This window comes from Cellulophaga lytica DSM 7489 (genome assembly GCF_000190595.1).
GTDB lineage: Bacteria > Bacteroidota > Bacteroidia > Flavobacteriales > Flavobacteriaceae > Cellulophaga > Cellulophaga lytica.
Window position 1 is genome coordinate 2,062,220 of record NC_015167.1, and the last position, 17,233, is coordinate 2,079,452.

General features: G+C 34.1%; 12 protein-coding genes and 1 tRNA gene. 7 read left to right on the plus strand and 6 right to left on the minus strand.

What is annotated here, in order from left to right:
- Positions 1-18: 18 nt before the first annotated feature.
- The gene (gene polA / locus CELLY_RS09255; protein ID WP_013621412.1) at positions 19-2,859 is read right to left on the minus strand and encodes a DNA polymerase I; all 2,841 of its coding nucleotides are present in this window, start codon (positions 2,857-2,859) and stop codon (positions 19-21) included.
- 29 nt (positions 2,860-2,888) lie between these two features.
- Positions 2,889-3,899 carry an isoaspartyl peptidase/L-asparaginase family protein gene (locus CELLY_RS09260; protein ID WP_013621413.1) on the minus strand — a complete coding sequence of 337 codons (1,011 nt, stop codon included), beginning with the start codon at positions 3,897-3,899 and terminating at the stop codon, positions 2,889-2,891.
- Positions 3,900-3,940: 41 nt separating this feature from the next.
- Here CELLY_RS09260 and CELLY_RS09265 point away from each other — a divergent pair, with 41 nt between their 5' ends.
- The 3 genes from CELLY_RS09265 to CELLY_RS09275 all read left to right on the plus strand — a co-directional run bounded on the left by CELLY_RS09265 (position 3,941) and on the right by CELLY_RS09275 (position 6,334).
- Positions 3,941-4,669: a copper homeostasis protein CutC gene (locus CELLY_RS09265; protein ID WP_013621414.1), complete on the plus strand. Its 729-nt coding sequence runs from the start codon at positions 3,941-3,943 to the stop codon at positions 4,667-4,669.
- Positions 4,670-4,719: 50 nt separating this feature from the next.
- Positions 4,720-5,946 (plus strand): metallophosphoesterase, encoded by a 1,227-nt coding sequence (locus tag CELLY_RS09270; RefSeq protein WP_013621415.1) that lies wholly within the window; start codon positions 4,720-4,722, stop codon positions 5,944-5,946.
- 91 nt (positions 5,947-6,037) lie between these two features.
- Positions 6,038-6,334, plus strand: a complete 297-nt coding sequence (locus CELLY_RS09275; protein WP_013621416.1) for a thioredoxin family protein — start codon at positions 6,038-6,040, stop codon at positions 6,332-6,334.
- A 53-nt stretch (positions 6,335-6,387) separates the two neighbouring features.
- Here CELLY_RS09275 and CELLY_RS09280 read toward each other — a convergent pair whose 3' ends face one another.
- Positions 6,388-9,741: a glycosyltransferase family 117 protein gene (locus CELLY_RS09280; RefSeq protein ID WP_013621417.1), complete on the minus strand. Its 3,354-nt coding sequence runs from the start codon at positions 9,739-9,741 to the stop codon at positions 6,388-6,390.
- 157 nt (positions 9,742-9,898) lie between these two features.
- Here CELLY_RS09280 and CELLY_RS09285 point away from each other — a divergent pair.
- Positions 9,899-9,970: transfer RNA gene (locus tag CELLY_RS09285), tRNA-Gln, on the plus strand.
- A 49-nt stretch (positions 9,971-10,019) separates the two neighbouring features.
- On the opposite strand, the gene CELLY_RS09290 is transcribed toward CELLY_RS09285, so the two are convergent.
- Entirely contained in the window at positions 10,020-11,387 is a 1,368-nt protein-coding gene (locus CELLY_RS09290) for a cation:proton antiporter domain-containing protein (RefSeq protein WP_013621418.1), read from the minus strand.
- Positions 11,388-11,588: 201 nt separating this feature from the next.
- Between CELLY_RS09290 and rimP the strand changes: the two genes are divergently transcribed.
- Genes rimP through infB form a run of 3 tightly spaced genes read left to right on the plus strand, consistent with a single transcriptional unit; the run spans position 11,589 to position 16,184 of the window.
- Positions 11,589-12,053, plus strand: coding sequence for a ribosome assembly cofactor RimP (gene rimP / locus CELLY_RS09295; RefSeq protein WP_013621419.1), 465 nt, complete (start codon positions 11,589-11,591; stop codon positions 12,051-12,053).
- Positions 12,054-12,066: 13 nt separating this feature from the next.
- The gene (gene nusA / locus CELLY_RS09300) at positions 12,067-13,299 is read left to right on the plus strand and encodes a transcription termination factor NusA (protein ID WP_013621420.1); all 1,233 of its coding nucleotides are present in this window, start codon (positions 12,067-12,069) and stop codon (positions 13,297-13,299) included.
- Between the two features lie 41 nt (positions 13,300-13,340).
- Entirely contained in the window at positions 13,341-16,184 is a 2,844-nt protein-coding gene (gene infB / locus CELLY_RS09305; protein WP_013621421.1) for a translation initiation factor IF-2, read from the plus strand.
- 69 nt (positions 16,185-16,253) lie between these two features.
- Here infB and CELLY_RS09310 read toward each other — a convergent pair whose 3' ends face one another.
- Positions 16,254-16,622: an SPOR domain-containing protein gene (locus CELLY_RS09310; protein ID WP_013621422.1), complete on the minus strand. Its 369-nt coding sequence runs from the start codon at positions 16,620-16,622 to the stop codon at positions 16,254-16,256.
- 134 nt (positions 16,623-16,756) lie between these two features.
- Entirely contained in the window at positions 16,757-17,128 is a 372-nt protein-coding gene (locus CELLY_RS09315) for an SPOR domain-containing protein (protein ID WP_013621423.1), read from the minus strand.
- Between the last annotated feature and the right edge of the window lie 105 nt (positions 17,129-17,233).

Genomic DNA, 17,233 nt, shown 5'->3' on the forward strand with positions numbered 1-17,233 from the left:
TTTTTATTGTGTATTTAGTTAATGGGCAACTAGCCAGTTGTCTCCTGTTCCTATTTCTACATCTAAAGGAACTGCAAGTGAGTATGCGTTTTCCATTTCTGTTTTAATAAGTGCTCTTACTTCTTCTAGTTCTGTTTTGTGAGCATCAAAAACAAGTTCATCATGTACTTGTAAAAGCATTTTTGTTTTAAAATTGCCTCCAGTAAGTTTTTTGTGAATGTTTATCATTGCAATTTTTATAATATCTGCAGCGCTACCTTGTATTGGGGCGTTAACGGCATTACGTTCTGCTGCGCTACGTACTACGGCATTTCTAGAGTTAATATCTTTTAAATACCTACGTCTTCCTAAAACTGTTTGTACGTAACCGTTGTCTCTTGCAAAATCTACCAACTCACTCATGTATTTTTTAAGTTTTGGGTAGGTTTCATAATAAGCATCTATAAGCTCTTTAGATTCTCCTCTGCTTAAATCTGTCTGGTTGCTTAGTCCAAAAGCAGAAACACCGTAAATAATTCCAAAGTTTACTGTCTTAGCGTTGCTACGTTGCTCTCTTGTAACTTGGTCTAAAGGAACGTTAAATACTTTTGAAGCTGTAGAGGCATGAATGTCTTCTCCGTTTTTAAATGCTTCAATCATTGTTGTTTCATCACTTAAAGCTGCAATAATACGTAGTTCTATTTGTGAGTAATCTGCTGCAAGTAGTGTGTAGTTTTCATCTCTAGGAACAAACGCTTTGCGTACTTGTCTTCCGCGTTCTGTGCGTATAGGTATGTTTTGTAAATTAGGGTTGTTACTACTTAGTCTTCCTGTAGCGGCAACTGTTTGCATATAATCTGTGTGTACGCGTCCAGTACTTTCTTCTACTTGGTCTGGTAATGCGTCAATGTATGTGCTTTTAAGCTTAGCAAGTCCTCTGTATTCTAAAATGTTTTTAATTATCTCATGGTCTTGTGCAAGGTATGATAGTACATCTTCTGCGGTGGAATACTGACCTGTTTTTGTTTTTTTAGGCTTGTCTACAAGTTTTAGTTTTCCAAAAAGTATTTCTCCTAATTGTTTTGGTGATGCAATATTAAATTCTTCCCCAGCGGCTTCATAAATGCTAGTTTCTAGATTTTTAATATCTGTATTTAGCTCTTCAGATAGTGAGTTTAAAAAATCAACATCTAGGTTTATACCTTCTAACTCCATATCTGCTAAAACACTTAGTAGTGGAATTTCAATGTCGTTAAATAACTCTTCTGTTTTAGCATCTTTTAACTCTGGTTTAAAATGACTAGCTAATTGGTAAGTAATGTCTGCATCTTCAACTGCATACTCTGTTTGTTTTTCTATTGGAACTTGGCGCATAGATAATTGATTTTTACCTTTTTTACCAATTAATTCTGTAATAGAAATAGGGGTGTAGTTTAAGTATGTTTCTGCTAATACATCCATATTGTGTCTCATATCAGGATTTATTAGATAGTGAGCTAACATAGTGTCAAAATATGCTCCTTTAATAATAAGGTTGTATTTGCGTAAAACTTTTATATCATATTTTAAATTCTGACCAATTTTTTCAATTTTTTCATCTTCAAAAAACGGACGTAATTGCTCTATTAGTTCCTGGGCTTGGTCTTGGTCTTCAGGAAAAGGGATGTAAAAACCTTTACTTGCTTCCCATGAAAAAGCAATTCCTACTAATTCTGCTGTTAGCGGATTTAACCCTGTTGTTTCTGTGTCAAAACAAACGGATGTTTGTTTCATTAAATTCTGTAAAAACAATTTCATAGCCATTCCTGGAGCAACACTTTGGTATATGTGCGGAATGTCTTTACTTGTTTTTCTGCTAGAAAGCTCTTGTTGTACTTGTGTTGCAGAAGCACTACCGCCACCGCCAAACAATGAAAACTGGCCTGCTCCTGCAGTACTTGTTTTTGCTGTTTTTTTAGATGATTTTTCAGTATTGGTTTCGGAGTTGGTTGTAGTTTCTGTAGCAAATGTTTTAATAAGGTTATCTGCAAGTCTTCTGAACTCTAATTCTTCAAAAATTTCAGTAACTTTTGGAAGGTCTGGTTGGTCTAATTCATATTCTTTTTCATTAAAATCTACAGGAACATCTAGCATAATACGAGCTAGCTTTTTAGAGAGTAAGCCTAATTCTTTATTGGCTTCTATCTTTTCTTTCATTTTTCCTTTTAGTTCGTGGGTATTGTCTAGTAAGTTTTCCATGCTTCCGTAGGTAGCAAGAAACTTTTTAGCTGTTTTTTCTCCAACACCTGGTAGTCCTGGGATGTTGTCTACAGAGTCTCCCATCATCCCCAAGTAGTCTATAACCTGTTCTGGTCTTTCAATTTCAAACTTTTTTAATACTTCTGGTATTCCCCAAGTTTCATATCCGCCACCAAACATTGGTCTGTACATAAAAATATTTTCAGAAACCAATTGCGCAAAGTCTTTATCTGGTGTAACCATAAACACTTTGTAGTTTTCTTTTTCTGCTTTTTTGGCAAGTGTGCCTATAATGTCATCTGCCTCATACCCTTCTTTTACAACAACAGGTATGTGCATTGCTTTTAAAATATTTTCTATATAGGGAATGGCAAGTTTTATGGCTTCTGGTGTGGCATCGCGGTTGGCTTTGTAAGCTTCAAACATTTCTACGCGGTCTACGCTGCCGCCACGATCAAAACATACAGCTAAATGGTCTGGTCTTTCTCTTTTTATTACGTCTAATAAAGAGTTTGTAAAACCTAATATTGCTGATGTGTCTAGTCCTTTAGAGTTTATTCTTGGGTTTTTTATAAATGCATAATATCCTCTAAAAATAAGTGCATATGCATCTAGTAAAAAAAGTCTTTTTTGATCTGCCATTTTATAATCTTAATTAAGTGTCAAAACTACTAATTGTTGTTTTGTATTTCATCTTTCTTGTAAAAAGAATTTACTTGTTCATTGGTATTGCTGTCTTTTGTTGTTTTACGGTATGTAAAACCAGGGTGTACGCAATAACCACCTGTTTCTCCTTTTTTATTCATTGCTAAAAAGCCAATCTGAAAATCTTCACGGTTTTTATTTTTAGCCATTATTCTTTTTACACCTTCTTCACAGGCTTCTTGAGGAGATTTACCTTGTCTCATTAACTCTACAATTAAAAAGCTACCTACGGTTTTAATAACTTCTTCTCCAACACCGGTAGCAGTTGCGCCACCAACCTCATTATCTACAAATAAGCCAGCGCCTATTATTGGAGAATCTCCAATGCGTCCACCAACTTTGTATGCCATGCCGCTAGTGGTGCAAGCTCCAGAAATGTCGCCATTTTTATCCATAGCTAACATGCCAATAGTGTCGTGGTTTTCTATGTTAATTATAGTTTCGTATTTAGAAGTTTTCTTCCATTCCAGCCAATCCTTTTTAGATTTTTCTGTAAGTAAGTTTTCTTTTTTAAATCCTTGTTCATAAGCAAATTGTTCTGCTCCTTTACCAGCTAAAATTATATGAGGTGTTTCTTCCATAACCTTACGTGCTACAGATACCGGGTGTACAATATTTTGTAAATAAACTACAGAGCCGCAATTGCCATCTTTATCCATAATGCAGGCGTCTAATGTTACATTGCCGTCTCGGTCTGGTCTGCCGCCTAAACCTACTGTATTATTGTTAGCGTCTGCTTCTTCAACCATTACACCTTGCTCAACAGCATCTAAAGAGTTTCCGCCTTTGGCTAAAACTTCCCAGGCTTTATCATTTGCATTTTTAAAATTCCATGTACAAATAGCAATAGGCTTTACCGTTGCTGCTTCAGTATTAGATGTAATTGTTTTTTTCTGGTCACAAGATGCTAACAATGGAGCGGAAATGATACCGGCTGTACTTAAAGATGAATTTTTTAAAAACTTTCTTCGTTTCATAATAGTAGGTTAACTAATTTTAGGCTTTAAATATAATGAATATGATTTTAGAAGTGTGCGCAAATTCATTGGAATCTGCTATAAATGCAGAAAAAGCAGGTGCTACCAGAATAGAGTTGTGTGTAGAACTTGGTGTTGGTGGTGTAACGCCTTCATATGGTCTTATTAAAGCTGTGCTAAATGCGGTGAATATACCTGTGCACGTATTGATTAGGCCTAGAAGTGGAGATTTTACATATTCAGATTCTGAATTTGAAGTAATGAAACAAGATATTGCTTTATGTGTACAGTTGGGTTGTGCGGGTATTGTTACAGGTGTTTTGCTTAAAAATTTTCTGTTAGATGAAGAAAGAACTCAAATTTTAATTAATGAGGCAAAGACTTTGCAATTTACTTTTCATAGAGCTTTTGATTGGCTTAAGAATCCAGAAGAAGCATTTTTAACATTGCAAAGTATGGGTGTTAATTATGTGTTGTCATCCGGGCAAAAAGCTTCGGCTTTATTGGGTATTCCTTTGCTCTCTAAATTAAACAAAAAAGGATCAACCTGTGTGATAATGCCAGGGGGCGGATTAAGAGTAGATAATATTATCAATTTTAAAAATGAAGGGTTTAAAGCATTGCATATGTCAGGTACTATTTTTTGTAAAACCTTAGATGAAGATGTGCCTTTACCTATGATTTCTAATTCTTTTTTGGTAGAAAATCAAATTGCAACATCTAGTGTAGAGGTTATAAAACAAGTGGTTGCTTTGTTAAATAACTCTTAAATAGGTGTTTCTCTTTAACAAACAAATACCTTTGCAAAAAAAAATAGATTATGCTTCGTTGGATTATTTTTGTCCTAATTTATTCGGTTTTGGGGTTTTATGCTTTTCAGGCATTAAAAACAGCAACTAAAGTTAATTGGCTGCATTACCTTTATATTGGGGTGTCACTTTTGGCTGTTATCAATTTTATTTACCAATTTAGTGTGGGTAATGAAGGTAGGGTTATTAGTATTTCTATGAGCTATGCTTTTGGCTTTTTATTAAGTGTAATGGCATTTAATTTAGTGCTTATTATTTTTCTTTTTTCTGAAGATATTATTCGTTTTTTAGCAGGGCTTTATACTAAATTTTTTGGAACATCTAAAGAGTTTGTGTTGCCTAGTCGAAGACGTTTTTTAAGTTTAATAGGTTTAGGCTTGGCTTCTTTGCCGTTTGGAGCTTTGCTTTATGGTATGGCTAAAGGGAAATATAATTTTAAAGTTTTAAAGTATGAATTGGCTTTTGATGATTTGCCAGATGCTTTTAATGGATATCAAATTACACAAATATCAGACGTACATAGTGGTAGTTTTGATGATGAAGAGAAAATAAAATATGCTATTAATTTAATTAATGAGCAAAAGAGTGATGTTTTATTATTTACTGGTGATATGGTGAATAATATAGCAGATGAAATGGAGCCTTGGAAAGATATTTTTTCTAAGCTTGAAGCAAAAGATGGTAAGTACTCTGTATTGGGTAATCATGATTATGGTGATTATGTTAACTGGGATTCTGATGAGCTAAAAGAAGCTAATTTAGATAAGTTAAAAGAGATACAGAAAGAGATTGGTTTTGATTTACTTTTAAATGATAGTAGATTTCTGCAAAAAGGGAGTGATAAAATAGCTTTAGTTGGAGTAGAAAACTGGGGTGTTGGTGGATTTAAAAAAGCAGGAGATTTAAAAAAGGCTACTGCAAATGTAGGTAAAGATGATTTTAAAATATTGATGAGTCATGATCCTTCTCACTGGGAGCATGAGGTTATTAATGATGATTACCATTATCACTTAACGTTAAGTGGACATACGCACGGAATGCAGTTTGGAATTGAAATTCCTGGCTGGATAAAATGGAGTCCCATTAAATGGAGATACCGCTATTGGGCGGGTATATACAAAGAAATGGGGCAGTATATAAATGTTAATCGTGGTTTTGGCTTTTTGGGCTATCCGGGTAGGGTAGGTATATGGCCAGAGATTACGGTAATTACACTTAAAAAGAAAGAGTTGGCTTAGTTTTGCGACTGCATTAGTGGTAAAAAAATGGCTTAAACTGTATAATTTAACAATTTTTCTTACTTTTGATTAACAACCCAAAGATTTATTTATGTCTAAATTTGGAGAACTAATAGATTTACAAGTACCTGTATTGCTAGATTTCTATGCGGAATGGAATGAGCAATCATCACAAATGCACCCTGTTTTAAGGGATGTAGCTGCGGCTTTAGGTGATAAAGGTAAAATTATTAAAATTGATGTAGATAAAAATAAAGAGCTTGCGCAGGCATTGCGTGTAAAAGGCTTACCTACATTAATGATCTACAAAAATGGCGAAATGGTTTGGCGCCAAAGCGGAGAGCAAGATGCAAATACACTTATTGCGTTGCTTAAAGAATACCTATAAAAAATAGTAATTATATTTTATTATGATATAAACTAACACAAGTTATTCTTGTGTTAGTTTATGCTATCTTCTAGTACAGTAGCACTTGTGTCTACTGTACTAGAGTCTGGTAAATCTGGATCTGACATTGGCAGTTCTTCAGGGGTTTCTTCCTGTATTAGTCTTCTGGATCTGTTAAAATGTGAAAACTTGTTTAAGAACTCAGTAGCAATCAATTCTTCTTGCTCGGCTAACTTGGTCTCATTATTAGATTTAAGTATATCTATAAGTCTAAAATAGCTTTCAAGGTCTCCTAAGATATCATTTTCTCTAACGTATTGTTGACTTAGATCTAATGTGTTGTAGTATGCTAAGTTTTCTTGATACTTAGTTTTTAGCTGAGCAAATAAATCTTTTGCTTTTTGTGTTTCGCCAACTTTAAAATATCCATCTACAAAAGGCTCTACAAAGGCGTAGTACCCAAAATAGTCTACAGGCATATTGGTAACAGCAATGTCTATAATGTCTTTTGCTTTTTCTATTTTGTTTTCTTCAATAAGTTGTTCTGCAAGTCTTGCAAGGTTACCTCTAAAGCTAATAGATTGCGATCTTGTTTGAGGGTCGTGGTAAATATCAGAACTTCCAGAATTACCCCATTCCCATTTTTTAACAATGCTATACATTAACTCGCTATCTATGCGCCCCATATCATAAGGGTTTGCATTTTTAGTTTTAATTGGCACCAATTTGTATGCTAAGCCATCTAGTTGTAAGTAATCTTTCATCCAAATGTATTCGCCGTTATCAAAACTACCACCAGAGAAATATATAGGTCTTTTCCAGTCGTTGTTAGCTAGTAAGTCTAGCATTAGTAAACGGTTTTTACTTAATGAACCTGGTAAGTCAATATCTATATAATCTACAATTAAATCTTCGTCTTCAGGTTTTACCAATCCGCTTTCTAAAACATTTTTCTTGTTTACTGGTACGCGTATTTTATTGGTAGGGTAATAAATTAAATCTAAAAGATTATCTGGATACTGACTAAGGTCTGCGCCTTGCCTTTGGTAAAGATATCTAAGTTTATTCTGTGGTTTGTCACTGGCAATCCAGTTCATAAAATCTTTAATATCTAACCTTTTGTCTTTAAATTGCTCTAGTGGGTTTCCGTAGATAACATCTCTAGAGCCAAATCTGTATTTTTCATGTGTTAGCTGAGATGGTATAGGGTCACTTGTGTAAGCTTTCTTTTTCATTTGGTCTATGTACCAATCTGTAGCAAATAAACTAGTGTTAATAATACGTACATCTGTACGGTAACCTTCAATTTCTTGTAGGTACCATAGCGGAAAAGTGTCATTGTCTCCAATAGTAAATAAAATTGCTCCTGCATCTTCTTGCGTAGAGTCTAAGTAAGACCTTGCAGTACTGTTTGCGGTAAACCTGTTAGATCTATCATGATCATCCCAGTTTTGAAAGGCCATAAGTGTTGGTACAGCTAATAGGCAGACAATAGTAATTATTGGAGCAATAATTTTTGCAGAGGTTATTTTTTTTAGTTCGTCATACAAGCCAGCAACTCCTATGCCAATCCAAATTGCAAATACGTAAAAAGACCCAACTAAAGAGTAGTCTCTTTCTCTAGGTTGAAATATGGCAGGATTAGTGTAAAACTGAATGGCTAAACCAGTGAATAAAAAGAATACTAATAGGGTCCAAAATTGTTTAGGGTCTTTTTTTATTTGAAAAAGAATACCAATAATTCCTAATATAAGAGGTAGGAAGAAGTATGTGTTTCTTCCTTTGTTGTTTAAAATATCACTTGGCAAATTATCTTGGCTGCCTACTAGGTGGTTATCTATAAAGCTTATACCGCTAATCCAGTTACCATGGTTGTTGTATCTTCCTTGTACGTCATCTTGTTTACCAACAAAATTCCACATAAAGTAACGCCAGTACATATATCCAAACTGAAAATCCATCATATATTTAATGTTGTCCCATATGCTTGGTGGTATAACCTCTATGTAGCCTTCGCTATTAGCTTCTCTTAAAAATCCAATATATTGCTCTGTTCCTATTTCACCTGTAGCGTGACCGTCTTTTAGTTGTCTAGAGATGTCTCTTAAGTTTTGATTGCCTAAATATTTAGGTTTTATTTTAAAATCTAATGCGCCATAGTATTTCATATAGTTTTCGGCATTTTCTCTAGACCACATTCTAGGTAAAAAACCTGTGTGATTTTTATCTGCTCCTTGGTCTGCATCTTTGTAGTTGTTTACAATTATGTACTTGCCAAGTTTTAGATCTTTTTCGTATTTTGGTTTACCATCTTTAGGTTCTCCTCCAGAAGAAAAAGCATCAGAATAATATGCGCCATATATAGGACTGTCTACACCAGGGTATTGTTCTCTGTTATAGTATGCTAGTAATGATCTTGCGTCAGATGGATCGTTTTCATTAATAACTACATTTGCATTCGCACGTATTGGAAGCATTAGCCAGGTAGAGAATCCTAGAAATAAAAACATTAAACACAAAACAATAGTGTTTGCAGTTTTAAAGTTATTTTTCCTGGTGTAATTTAAGCCAAAAGCAAATGCGCAAATAAAAATTATACCCATTATAATAGAACCAGAGTTAAATGGTAGGCCTATGTTATTAATAAAGAAAACTTCACTCCAACCAAAAAGCTTTAAAACGTATGTTAGAGAAAATTTGTAGACTAACATTAAAACGGCAATTACTGCAATGTTGGCAATTAAAAAGTTTTTAATTGTAGTCTCTTTGTATTTTTTAAAGTAAAATAATAGTCCTACTGTAGGTATAGCTAAAAAACCCATAAACTGTATACCAAATGTAAGTCCTACAACAAAAGAGATCATAATAATCCATCTGTTTCCTCTAGGTTGGTCTAGTTCATCAACCCACTTAAGGCCCAGCCATAAAAGTAAGGCCATTATAAAGCTGGCCATAGCGTAAACTTCTGTCTCTACAGCGTTAAACCAAAAACTATCAGAAAAAGTAAAAGCTAAAGAGCCAACTAAGCCGCTACCTAATATTGCAATGGCTTTACTGTTTGTTAAAACACTATTAGCTTCTTTAAGTATAAGTTTCTTTGCTAAATTGGTTATAGACCAAAACATAAACAAAATTGTAAAGGCGCTAGATGCTCCTGAAACAAAATTAACCATACTAGCAATTTGTGTTTTGTCTGTTGCAAACATTGCAAAAAATGCGCCTATTATTTGTAGTAATGGAGCTCCAGGAGGGTGTCCTACCTGTAGTTTTGCAGAAGTAGCAATGTATTCCCCAGCATCCCAAAAGCTACTTGTAGGTTCTACAGTTATTAGATAAGTAATAAATGCAATTAAAAAGGCTACCCAGCCAAGGATGGTATCCCATTTTTTAAAATTGTTAGAGAACATACGGTTTTTTTTGTTTATGAATTAAGGCGAATTTAGTAATAAATTGAGATATGAGAGATAAAATTTTATAAAGGTTTAACAAAGTTTAAAAATTTTTTTAAAAAATGTTTTGTGTAAACGAAAGTTTATTATAAATTTGCACCCTCAAAACAAGCATTGGCCCATGGTGTAATTGGCAACACTCCGGTTTTTGGTACCGTCATTCAAGGTTCGAGTCCTTGTGGGCCAACTAATGTTAAGTAAAAACCCGATATCAATTTGATATCGGGTTTTTTGTTTTAGTCATTTATGTGTTCATTGTCTTCTGTGTTGTGTGTGTTGCCTGTGTTATCTTTTTTAGGTAGTTCTGTGTCTGTGTTGTTGGTTGTGGCTTCATAACTGTCGTCAGAGGCATTTTCATCATGTAGTTTATCTATTTCATCTATGTCTTCATCAATCTCATCTAAAATAGTATTCATTTTACGTTTGTCTTTAATCATAGCGGCTGTCATAATTAAACTTGTGCCAATAATTACAAAAAGTAAAATACCAGAATCAAAAGTTTCAATTTGTGCTTCTTGTGGTATTGCGTAGAATAATAAAACGGTAATAAGTCCTCTAGGTGCAATAAAAAGTTGTGGAAAAATATCTCCGCCTACAAAAACGCGTAGAATAATAAACCTGATAATATATATAGATACAATTATTAAAATGCTTGTAATTGCTACGTTTATGCTAAATAAAGAAGATATAACAATGGTGATACCAAAAATAACAAAGAAGAATGTACGCACTACAAAGGCTGTTTCTAGTGTAATAATATGTAGTTCGTGGTAAATTTGCTCGGCTCGCTCTTTGTTTAGGTATTTAGATAAAAACCCGCCAAAAAATAAATTCATATTGGCAATTATTAACCCAAATATTAAAATGATTATTAAAGAAGATAGGTGTAGCTTTTTGCCCAACGCATATAAGAGCAGTAATACTGCAATTAATAAAAACTGTTTTGCTTGTGATTTAATTTGTTGAAAAACTAAGATAATTGCGTAACTGGCAATGATAGATATTACTATGGTTAGTCCAATATTGCCTGCAAAACTTGCAGCTCCGTTGCCTGCATCTTCTGTAGGGTTTAGGTTTCCTGTTAAAAAGTAAAACATCATAATTCCCATAATGTCAGAAAAGGTACTTTCGTAAATGTGAAATTCTTTTTTGTTTTCGGGAAGGCCACTTACGCTAGGAATAATGATTGCACTAGACAAAATAGATAGTGGTGTTGCATAAAGCCAAGCAGATTGCATTGTCATTCCGTCTATAAATTGATTTAAAATTAGTGCGGCAACGTATGCAGATGCAAGAAGACCAACTAAAGCAATTGCCATGGATTTTAAAATAGGGATTAATTTTTCTCGCTTCAGCTTTAGTTCAAGTGCGGCTTCTAAAACAATCATTATTAAACCTACAATGCCAAGTAGTTCTAAGGACGGAAAAAAGTTTATGCTGTCTTCTCCAATAAACTCTAAAACATACTTTAGTATCACGCCTAAAACAATAAGCATTAGAACGGATGGTATGTTTGTTTTTTTAGAAATTCCGTTAAAAAGGAAAGAAATAATAATAATGACCGATGCGGCGATAATAAGATTGTATGAGGATAATATTTCCATTTTTGGATGTTAGTTTGTGTTTAGTTTTTAAAAATATACATAATTACCTAAACTACAGTTAGGATCACTTTAATTTGTGAAAAATAATATGTATCTTTGCATCGCTGAAAGAATATAATGTATTCATGAGGGGACTTAAATAGTCCCCTCTTTTATTAACTATACTTTTTTTGGTTTAATAAAATTTCTGTAAAAAGAGTTATGTTTAAAGAGCAAGTTACATCTTTGTTGGAAGGGGCTTTAAAAGAAACCCCTTCACTATTCTTAATAGATTTTACTATAACACCAGACTTTAAAATTAATATAGTTTTAGATGGTGATAATGGTGTTACACTTAAGGATTGTGTTGCGGTTAGCAGGGCTATAGATCACAACTTAGATAGGGAAGAGCAAGACTTCTCTGTGGAAGTTGCTTCGGCAGGAGCATCTTCTCCATTGGTTTTACCTAGGCAGTATGCAAAAAATATTGGTAGAAAATTAGAGGTAAAAACAATAGAAGGTCGTAATTTTGAAGGGCAATTAACTGCCGCTACGGAAGAAACTATTACACTGGAGTGGAAAGCTAGAGAGCAAAAGCCCGTTGGAAAAGGAAAAGTTACCGTTCAGAAAAAAGAAGAAATTTTATTTTCTGATATTAAGGAAGCAAAAGTTGTATTAAAATTTTAATAAATAAATCAATATGGAAAATATTGCGCTAATAGAATCTTTCTCAGAATTTAAAGATGATAAATTCATAGATAGGGTAACGTTAATGGCAATTTTGGAAGAAGTATTTCGTAATGCTTTGAAAAAGAAATTTGGTTCTGATGATAACTTTGATATCATTATAAATCCAGATAAAGGGGATTTAGAAATATGGAGAAACCGTATTGTAGTTGAAGATGGAGAGGTAGAAGAACCTAATGAAGAAATTTCATTAACAGATGCGCGCAAGATTGAACCAGATTTTGAAGTTGGAGAAGATGTATCTGAAGAGGTTAAGCTTATAGATTTAGGAAGGCGTGCAATTTTAGCATTGCGTCAAAACCTAATAGCTAAAATTCATGAGCATGATAATACTACAATTTATAAGCAATTTAAAGATTTAGAAGGTGAAATATACACGGCAGAGGTGCATCATATAAGGCACAGAGCTGTAATTTTAGTGGATGATGAAGGTAATGAAATAGTAATGCCAAAAGACAGGCAAATACCTTCAGATTTCTTTAGAAAAGGAGATAATGTACGTGGTATTATAGAAAGCGTAGAATTAAAAGGTAATAAGCCTTCTATTATAATGTCTAGAACATCTCCTAAATTTTTAGAGCAACTGTTTTTTCAGGAGATACCAGAGGTTTTTGATGGTTTAATTACTATTAAAAAGGCGGTGCGTATCCCAGGAGAAAAAGCAAAAGTTGCAGTAGATTCTTATGACGATCGTATAGATCCTGTAGGTGCCTGTGTTGGTGTTAAGGGTTCTAGAATACATGGTATTGTTAGAGAATTAGGTAATGAGAATATTGATGTTGTTAACTGGACTAGCAATCCACAGTTGTTAGTTACAAGAGCATTAAGTCCTGCAAAAATATCATCTGTAAAATTAGATGATGAAAAAATGACGGCTCAGGTTTATTTAAAGCCAGATGAGGTTTCAAGAGCAATAGGTAGAGGTGGTCATAATATTAGATTGGCAGGTCAATTAACTGGTTATGAGATTGATGTATTCCGTGAAGGGGTAGAAGAGGATGTTGAGTTAACAGAGTTCTCTGATGAAATTGATAACTGGATTATAGAGGAATTTAAGAAGATTGGTTTAGATACGGCAAGAAGCGTATTGGAGCAAGATTCTGAAGATTTAGCAAAGCGTACAGATTTAGAAGTTGAAACTATTTTAGAAGTTGTACGCATACTTAAAGAAGAATTAGAAGATTAAGCTATATATTAGCAAAAATTTAAGAATACGAATACTTGTTTATGGCAGAGAATGCAACAATAAGGCTCAATAAGGTCCTCAGGGAATTAAATATTTCTTTAGATAGGGCTATAGACCACCTTTCGTCCAAAGGACATGAGGTGGAGGCAAGGCCTACTACTAAGATTTCCAATGAGGTATACCAAGTTCTTTTGGATGAATTCCAAACTGACATGAGTAAAAAAGTTGCTTCTAAGGAAGTTGGCGAGGAAAAACGTAAAGAAAAAGAAGCGCTTAGATTGCAATTGGAACAAGAGCAAGAGGAAAAGCGTTTGGCAAGAGAAAAAAGAGCAGCTGCGCAAGAAATTGTTAGGGCTAAGGCTGAATTGTCTGGACCAAAGACTGTTGGTAAAATAGATCTTGATTCGGCTAAAAATAAGCCAGCTCCTGCAGAAGAAAAAGCAGCTCCTAAGGAAGAAAAACCTGTTCAGGTAGAAAAGCCTGTTGCTAAAGAACAGCCTAAGCCGGTTGAAAAACCAGTGGCTAAGGAGTCTTCGGTTAAAACTGGTAAGGTAGAATTGCCTGGTCCTAAAACTGTTGGTAAAATAGATTTAGATGCAGGTAAAAAGAAACCAGCTCCTAAAAAGCCTGCTCCTGTTAAAAAGGAAGAGTCTAAGCCAAAAGTAGCGGCAGAGAAAAAGCCTGAAGAAACTAAAGAGCCAGAAACAAAAGAAAATACGGTTATAACTACGCAATATCAAAAATTATCTGGACCTAAGCTTACGGGTGCAAAAATTGATTTGTCTAAGTTTAATAAACCTAAAAAGAAAGAGGCTCCTAAAAATACTGGTGCTGGCGCAGATAAGAAAAAACGTCGTAAAAGAATTGTTAGTAATAACAAGCCAGGAGGTAATAACAGACAAGGTGGTCAAGGCGGAAACAGAGGTAAAGGCGGACAAGGCAAAGGTAGATTTAATGCTCCTGTTGTTAAAGTTGAGCCTACTGAAGAAGAAGTGCAAAAGCAGGTTAGAGAAACTTTGGAGAAACTTCAAGGTAAATCTAAAAAAGGTAAAGGAGCTAAATATAGAAGAGATAAAAGAGATCAACACCGTCAGCAGACTGAAAAAGATCTAGAGAAGCAAGAAGCAGAAAGTAAAATCTTAAAAGTAACAGAGTTTGTTACTGTTGGAGAGGTTGCTACTATGATGGAGGTTTCTAGTACACAAATTATATCTGCCTGTATGTCTCTTGGAATTATGGTTACTATGAATCAGCGTTTAGATGCTGAAACATTGTCTATAGTTGCAGAGGAGTTTGGTTATGAGGTAGAATTTATTGCTGCTGAGATTGAAGAATCTATAGTAGAGGAAGAAGATGCTCCAGAAGATTTAAAAGAAAGAGCCCCTATTGTAACTGTAATGGGTCACGTAGATCATGGTAAAACTTCTTTGTTGGATTATATTCGTAAAGAAAATGTAATTGCCGGTGAAAGTGGTGGTATTACACAGCATATTGGTGCTTATGGTGTTCAGTTGGATAACGGACAAAAAATAGCGTTCTTAGATACACCGGGTCACGAGGCCTTTACGGCTATGCGTGCACGTGGTGCTCAGGTAACGGATATTGCTATTATTGTTATTGCGGCAGATGATGACATTATGCCACAAACAAAAGAGGCAATTAGTCATGCTCAAGCAGCTGGTGTGCCAATTGTTTTTGCAATAAATAAGATTGATAGGCCAACGGCTAACCCAGATAAAATTAAAGAAGGTTTAGCACAAATGAATTTATTGGTTGAAGATTGGGGTGGTAAAATACAATCTCAAGATATCTCGGCTAAAAAAGGAACAGGTGTTAAAGAGCTTTTAGAAAAAGTATTGCTAGAGGCAGAGTTATTGGAGTTAAAAGCTAACCCTAAAAAACTAGCTTCTGGTACTGTTGTTGAGGCTTTCTTAGATAAAGGTAGAGGTTATGTTTCTACAATTTTGGTACAAGCGGGTACGCTTAAGATAGGAGATTATGTTTTAGCAGGTACTTGTAGTGGTAAAATTAAGGCAATGCAAGATGAACGTGGTAATAATGTTCAAAAGGTAGGTCCTTCAACACCAATATCTATATTAGGTTTAGATGGTGCTCCGCAAGCTGGAGATAAATTTAATGTTTTAGAAGATGAACGTGAGGCTAAGCAAATAGCTTCTAAGCGTTCTCAGTTGCAAAGAGAACAATCTGTTCGTACGCAACGCCATATTACATTAGATGAGATTGGAAGACGTATTGCATTGGGAGACTTTAAGGAGCTTAACATAATACTTAAGGGTGATGTTGATGGCTCTGTTGAGGCGTTAACAGATTCGTTCCAGAAACTATCTACAGAGGAAATACAAGTAAATATTATACATAAAGCGGTTGGTCCTATTACCGAATCTGATGTGTTGTTAGCTTCGGCTTCTGATGCAATTATTATCGGATTTAATGTTAGGCCAATGGGTAATGCAAGAGCAATTGCAGAAAAAGAAGAAATCGATATTAGAATGTATTCTATTATTTATGCTGCAATTAATGATCTTAAGGATGCAATGGAGGGAATGCTTTCTCCAGAGATGAAGGAAGAAATTCTTGGTACTGCAGAAATACGTGAGACTTTTAAAATATCTAAGGTTGGTACAATTGCCGGTTGTATGGTGTTAACAGGTAAATTAGTTAGAAATGCAGGTATACGTTTAATACGTGATGGTGTAGTAATATATACTGGTGAACTTGCTTCTTTAAAACGATTTAAGGATGATGCTAAAGAAGTTGCTAAAGGATATGATTGTGGTCTTCAGGTTAAGAATTACAATGATATTAAAGAAGGTGATATTGTAGAGGCTTTCCAAGAGGTAGCTGTTAAAAAGAAGTTGAAATAATAACTTTAGTTTAGATATAAAAAAGCGACTCAGTAATGAGTCGCTTTTTTGTTTTTAAATGCTTTTCGTTTATTCTTTTTGATTGGATAATAGAACGGCTTGAGGGTATTTTCTTTTAATTGTTTTTAGTCTTTCTTGGGCTTCGTTAAGGGTTTTAAACTTTCCTAAGGTTATGCTGTATGTGTTGTTATCGTTTTTTAAATATGAGGTAATTCCAGGGAAATCTCTTCTTGCTTTAGATTTTATGTTGTTTGCATCTTTAAGGGTTTCGCTTTGGTGTATTTGAATAGAGAATGGAGGGGAAATTAGCTTACTATTTGTAGTTTGTATAGTGGTTGATTCACTTTGTTTTGTTAGTGTTTCTCCTTCTTGAGCAGTGCATATTGTGAAGCATAATGTTAGTGTAAATATGCTTAAGTAGATTTTTTTATTTTTCATTTGTTTAGGGTTTTGTTTCTTATAAAATTAAAAATTTATTTTAACACATAAAAACTTTACTTTTTCTTGTGGGTATAAAAAAAGAGCAACTTATGATTAAGTTGCTCTTTAGTGTGCTTGTTGTTCTTTTTATTTTATTTCTCCTTTTGGTCTGCTATTAGGAATGCATTTGGGTATTTTTTTTGAACCTCTATAAGTTTTTGTTGAGCTTCAAATTTTGTGTTGAATTTCCCAATTCTAACTTTGTAGTTTGGTTCGTAAAAACTAATTTCAGAGTACCAATTTTTAAAATTTTGTTCTGCTTCATTTTTTTCACTGTTAGCCTTACTTGGGCTTTGGCTAGAGTGTATTTGTATGGTGTAGTATTTAGATGTTTTGTTGTTTTCGGCGTATAGGTTTAAGAGCTTTTCTAGTCCTTCATCTTGCTTAATTGTTATTTGTCCTTCTTGTGCAAAGCAAAAAGCACTAAAACTTAAGCATAGTAAGGTTGTGTAAAGTGTTTTCATGAGTAGTGTAAGTTAATATTAATAAGCGCTTACAAATGTAAAATATTATAAATCAAACATAAGGCATAATTATTATTTAGAACAATTATAAATTATAAATTATCA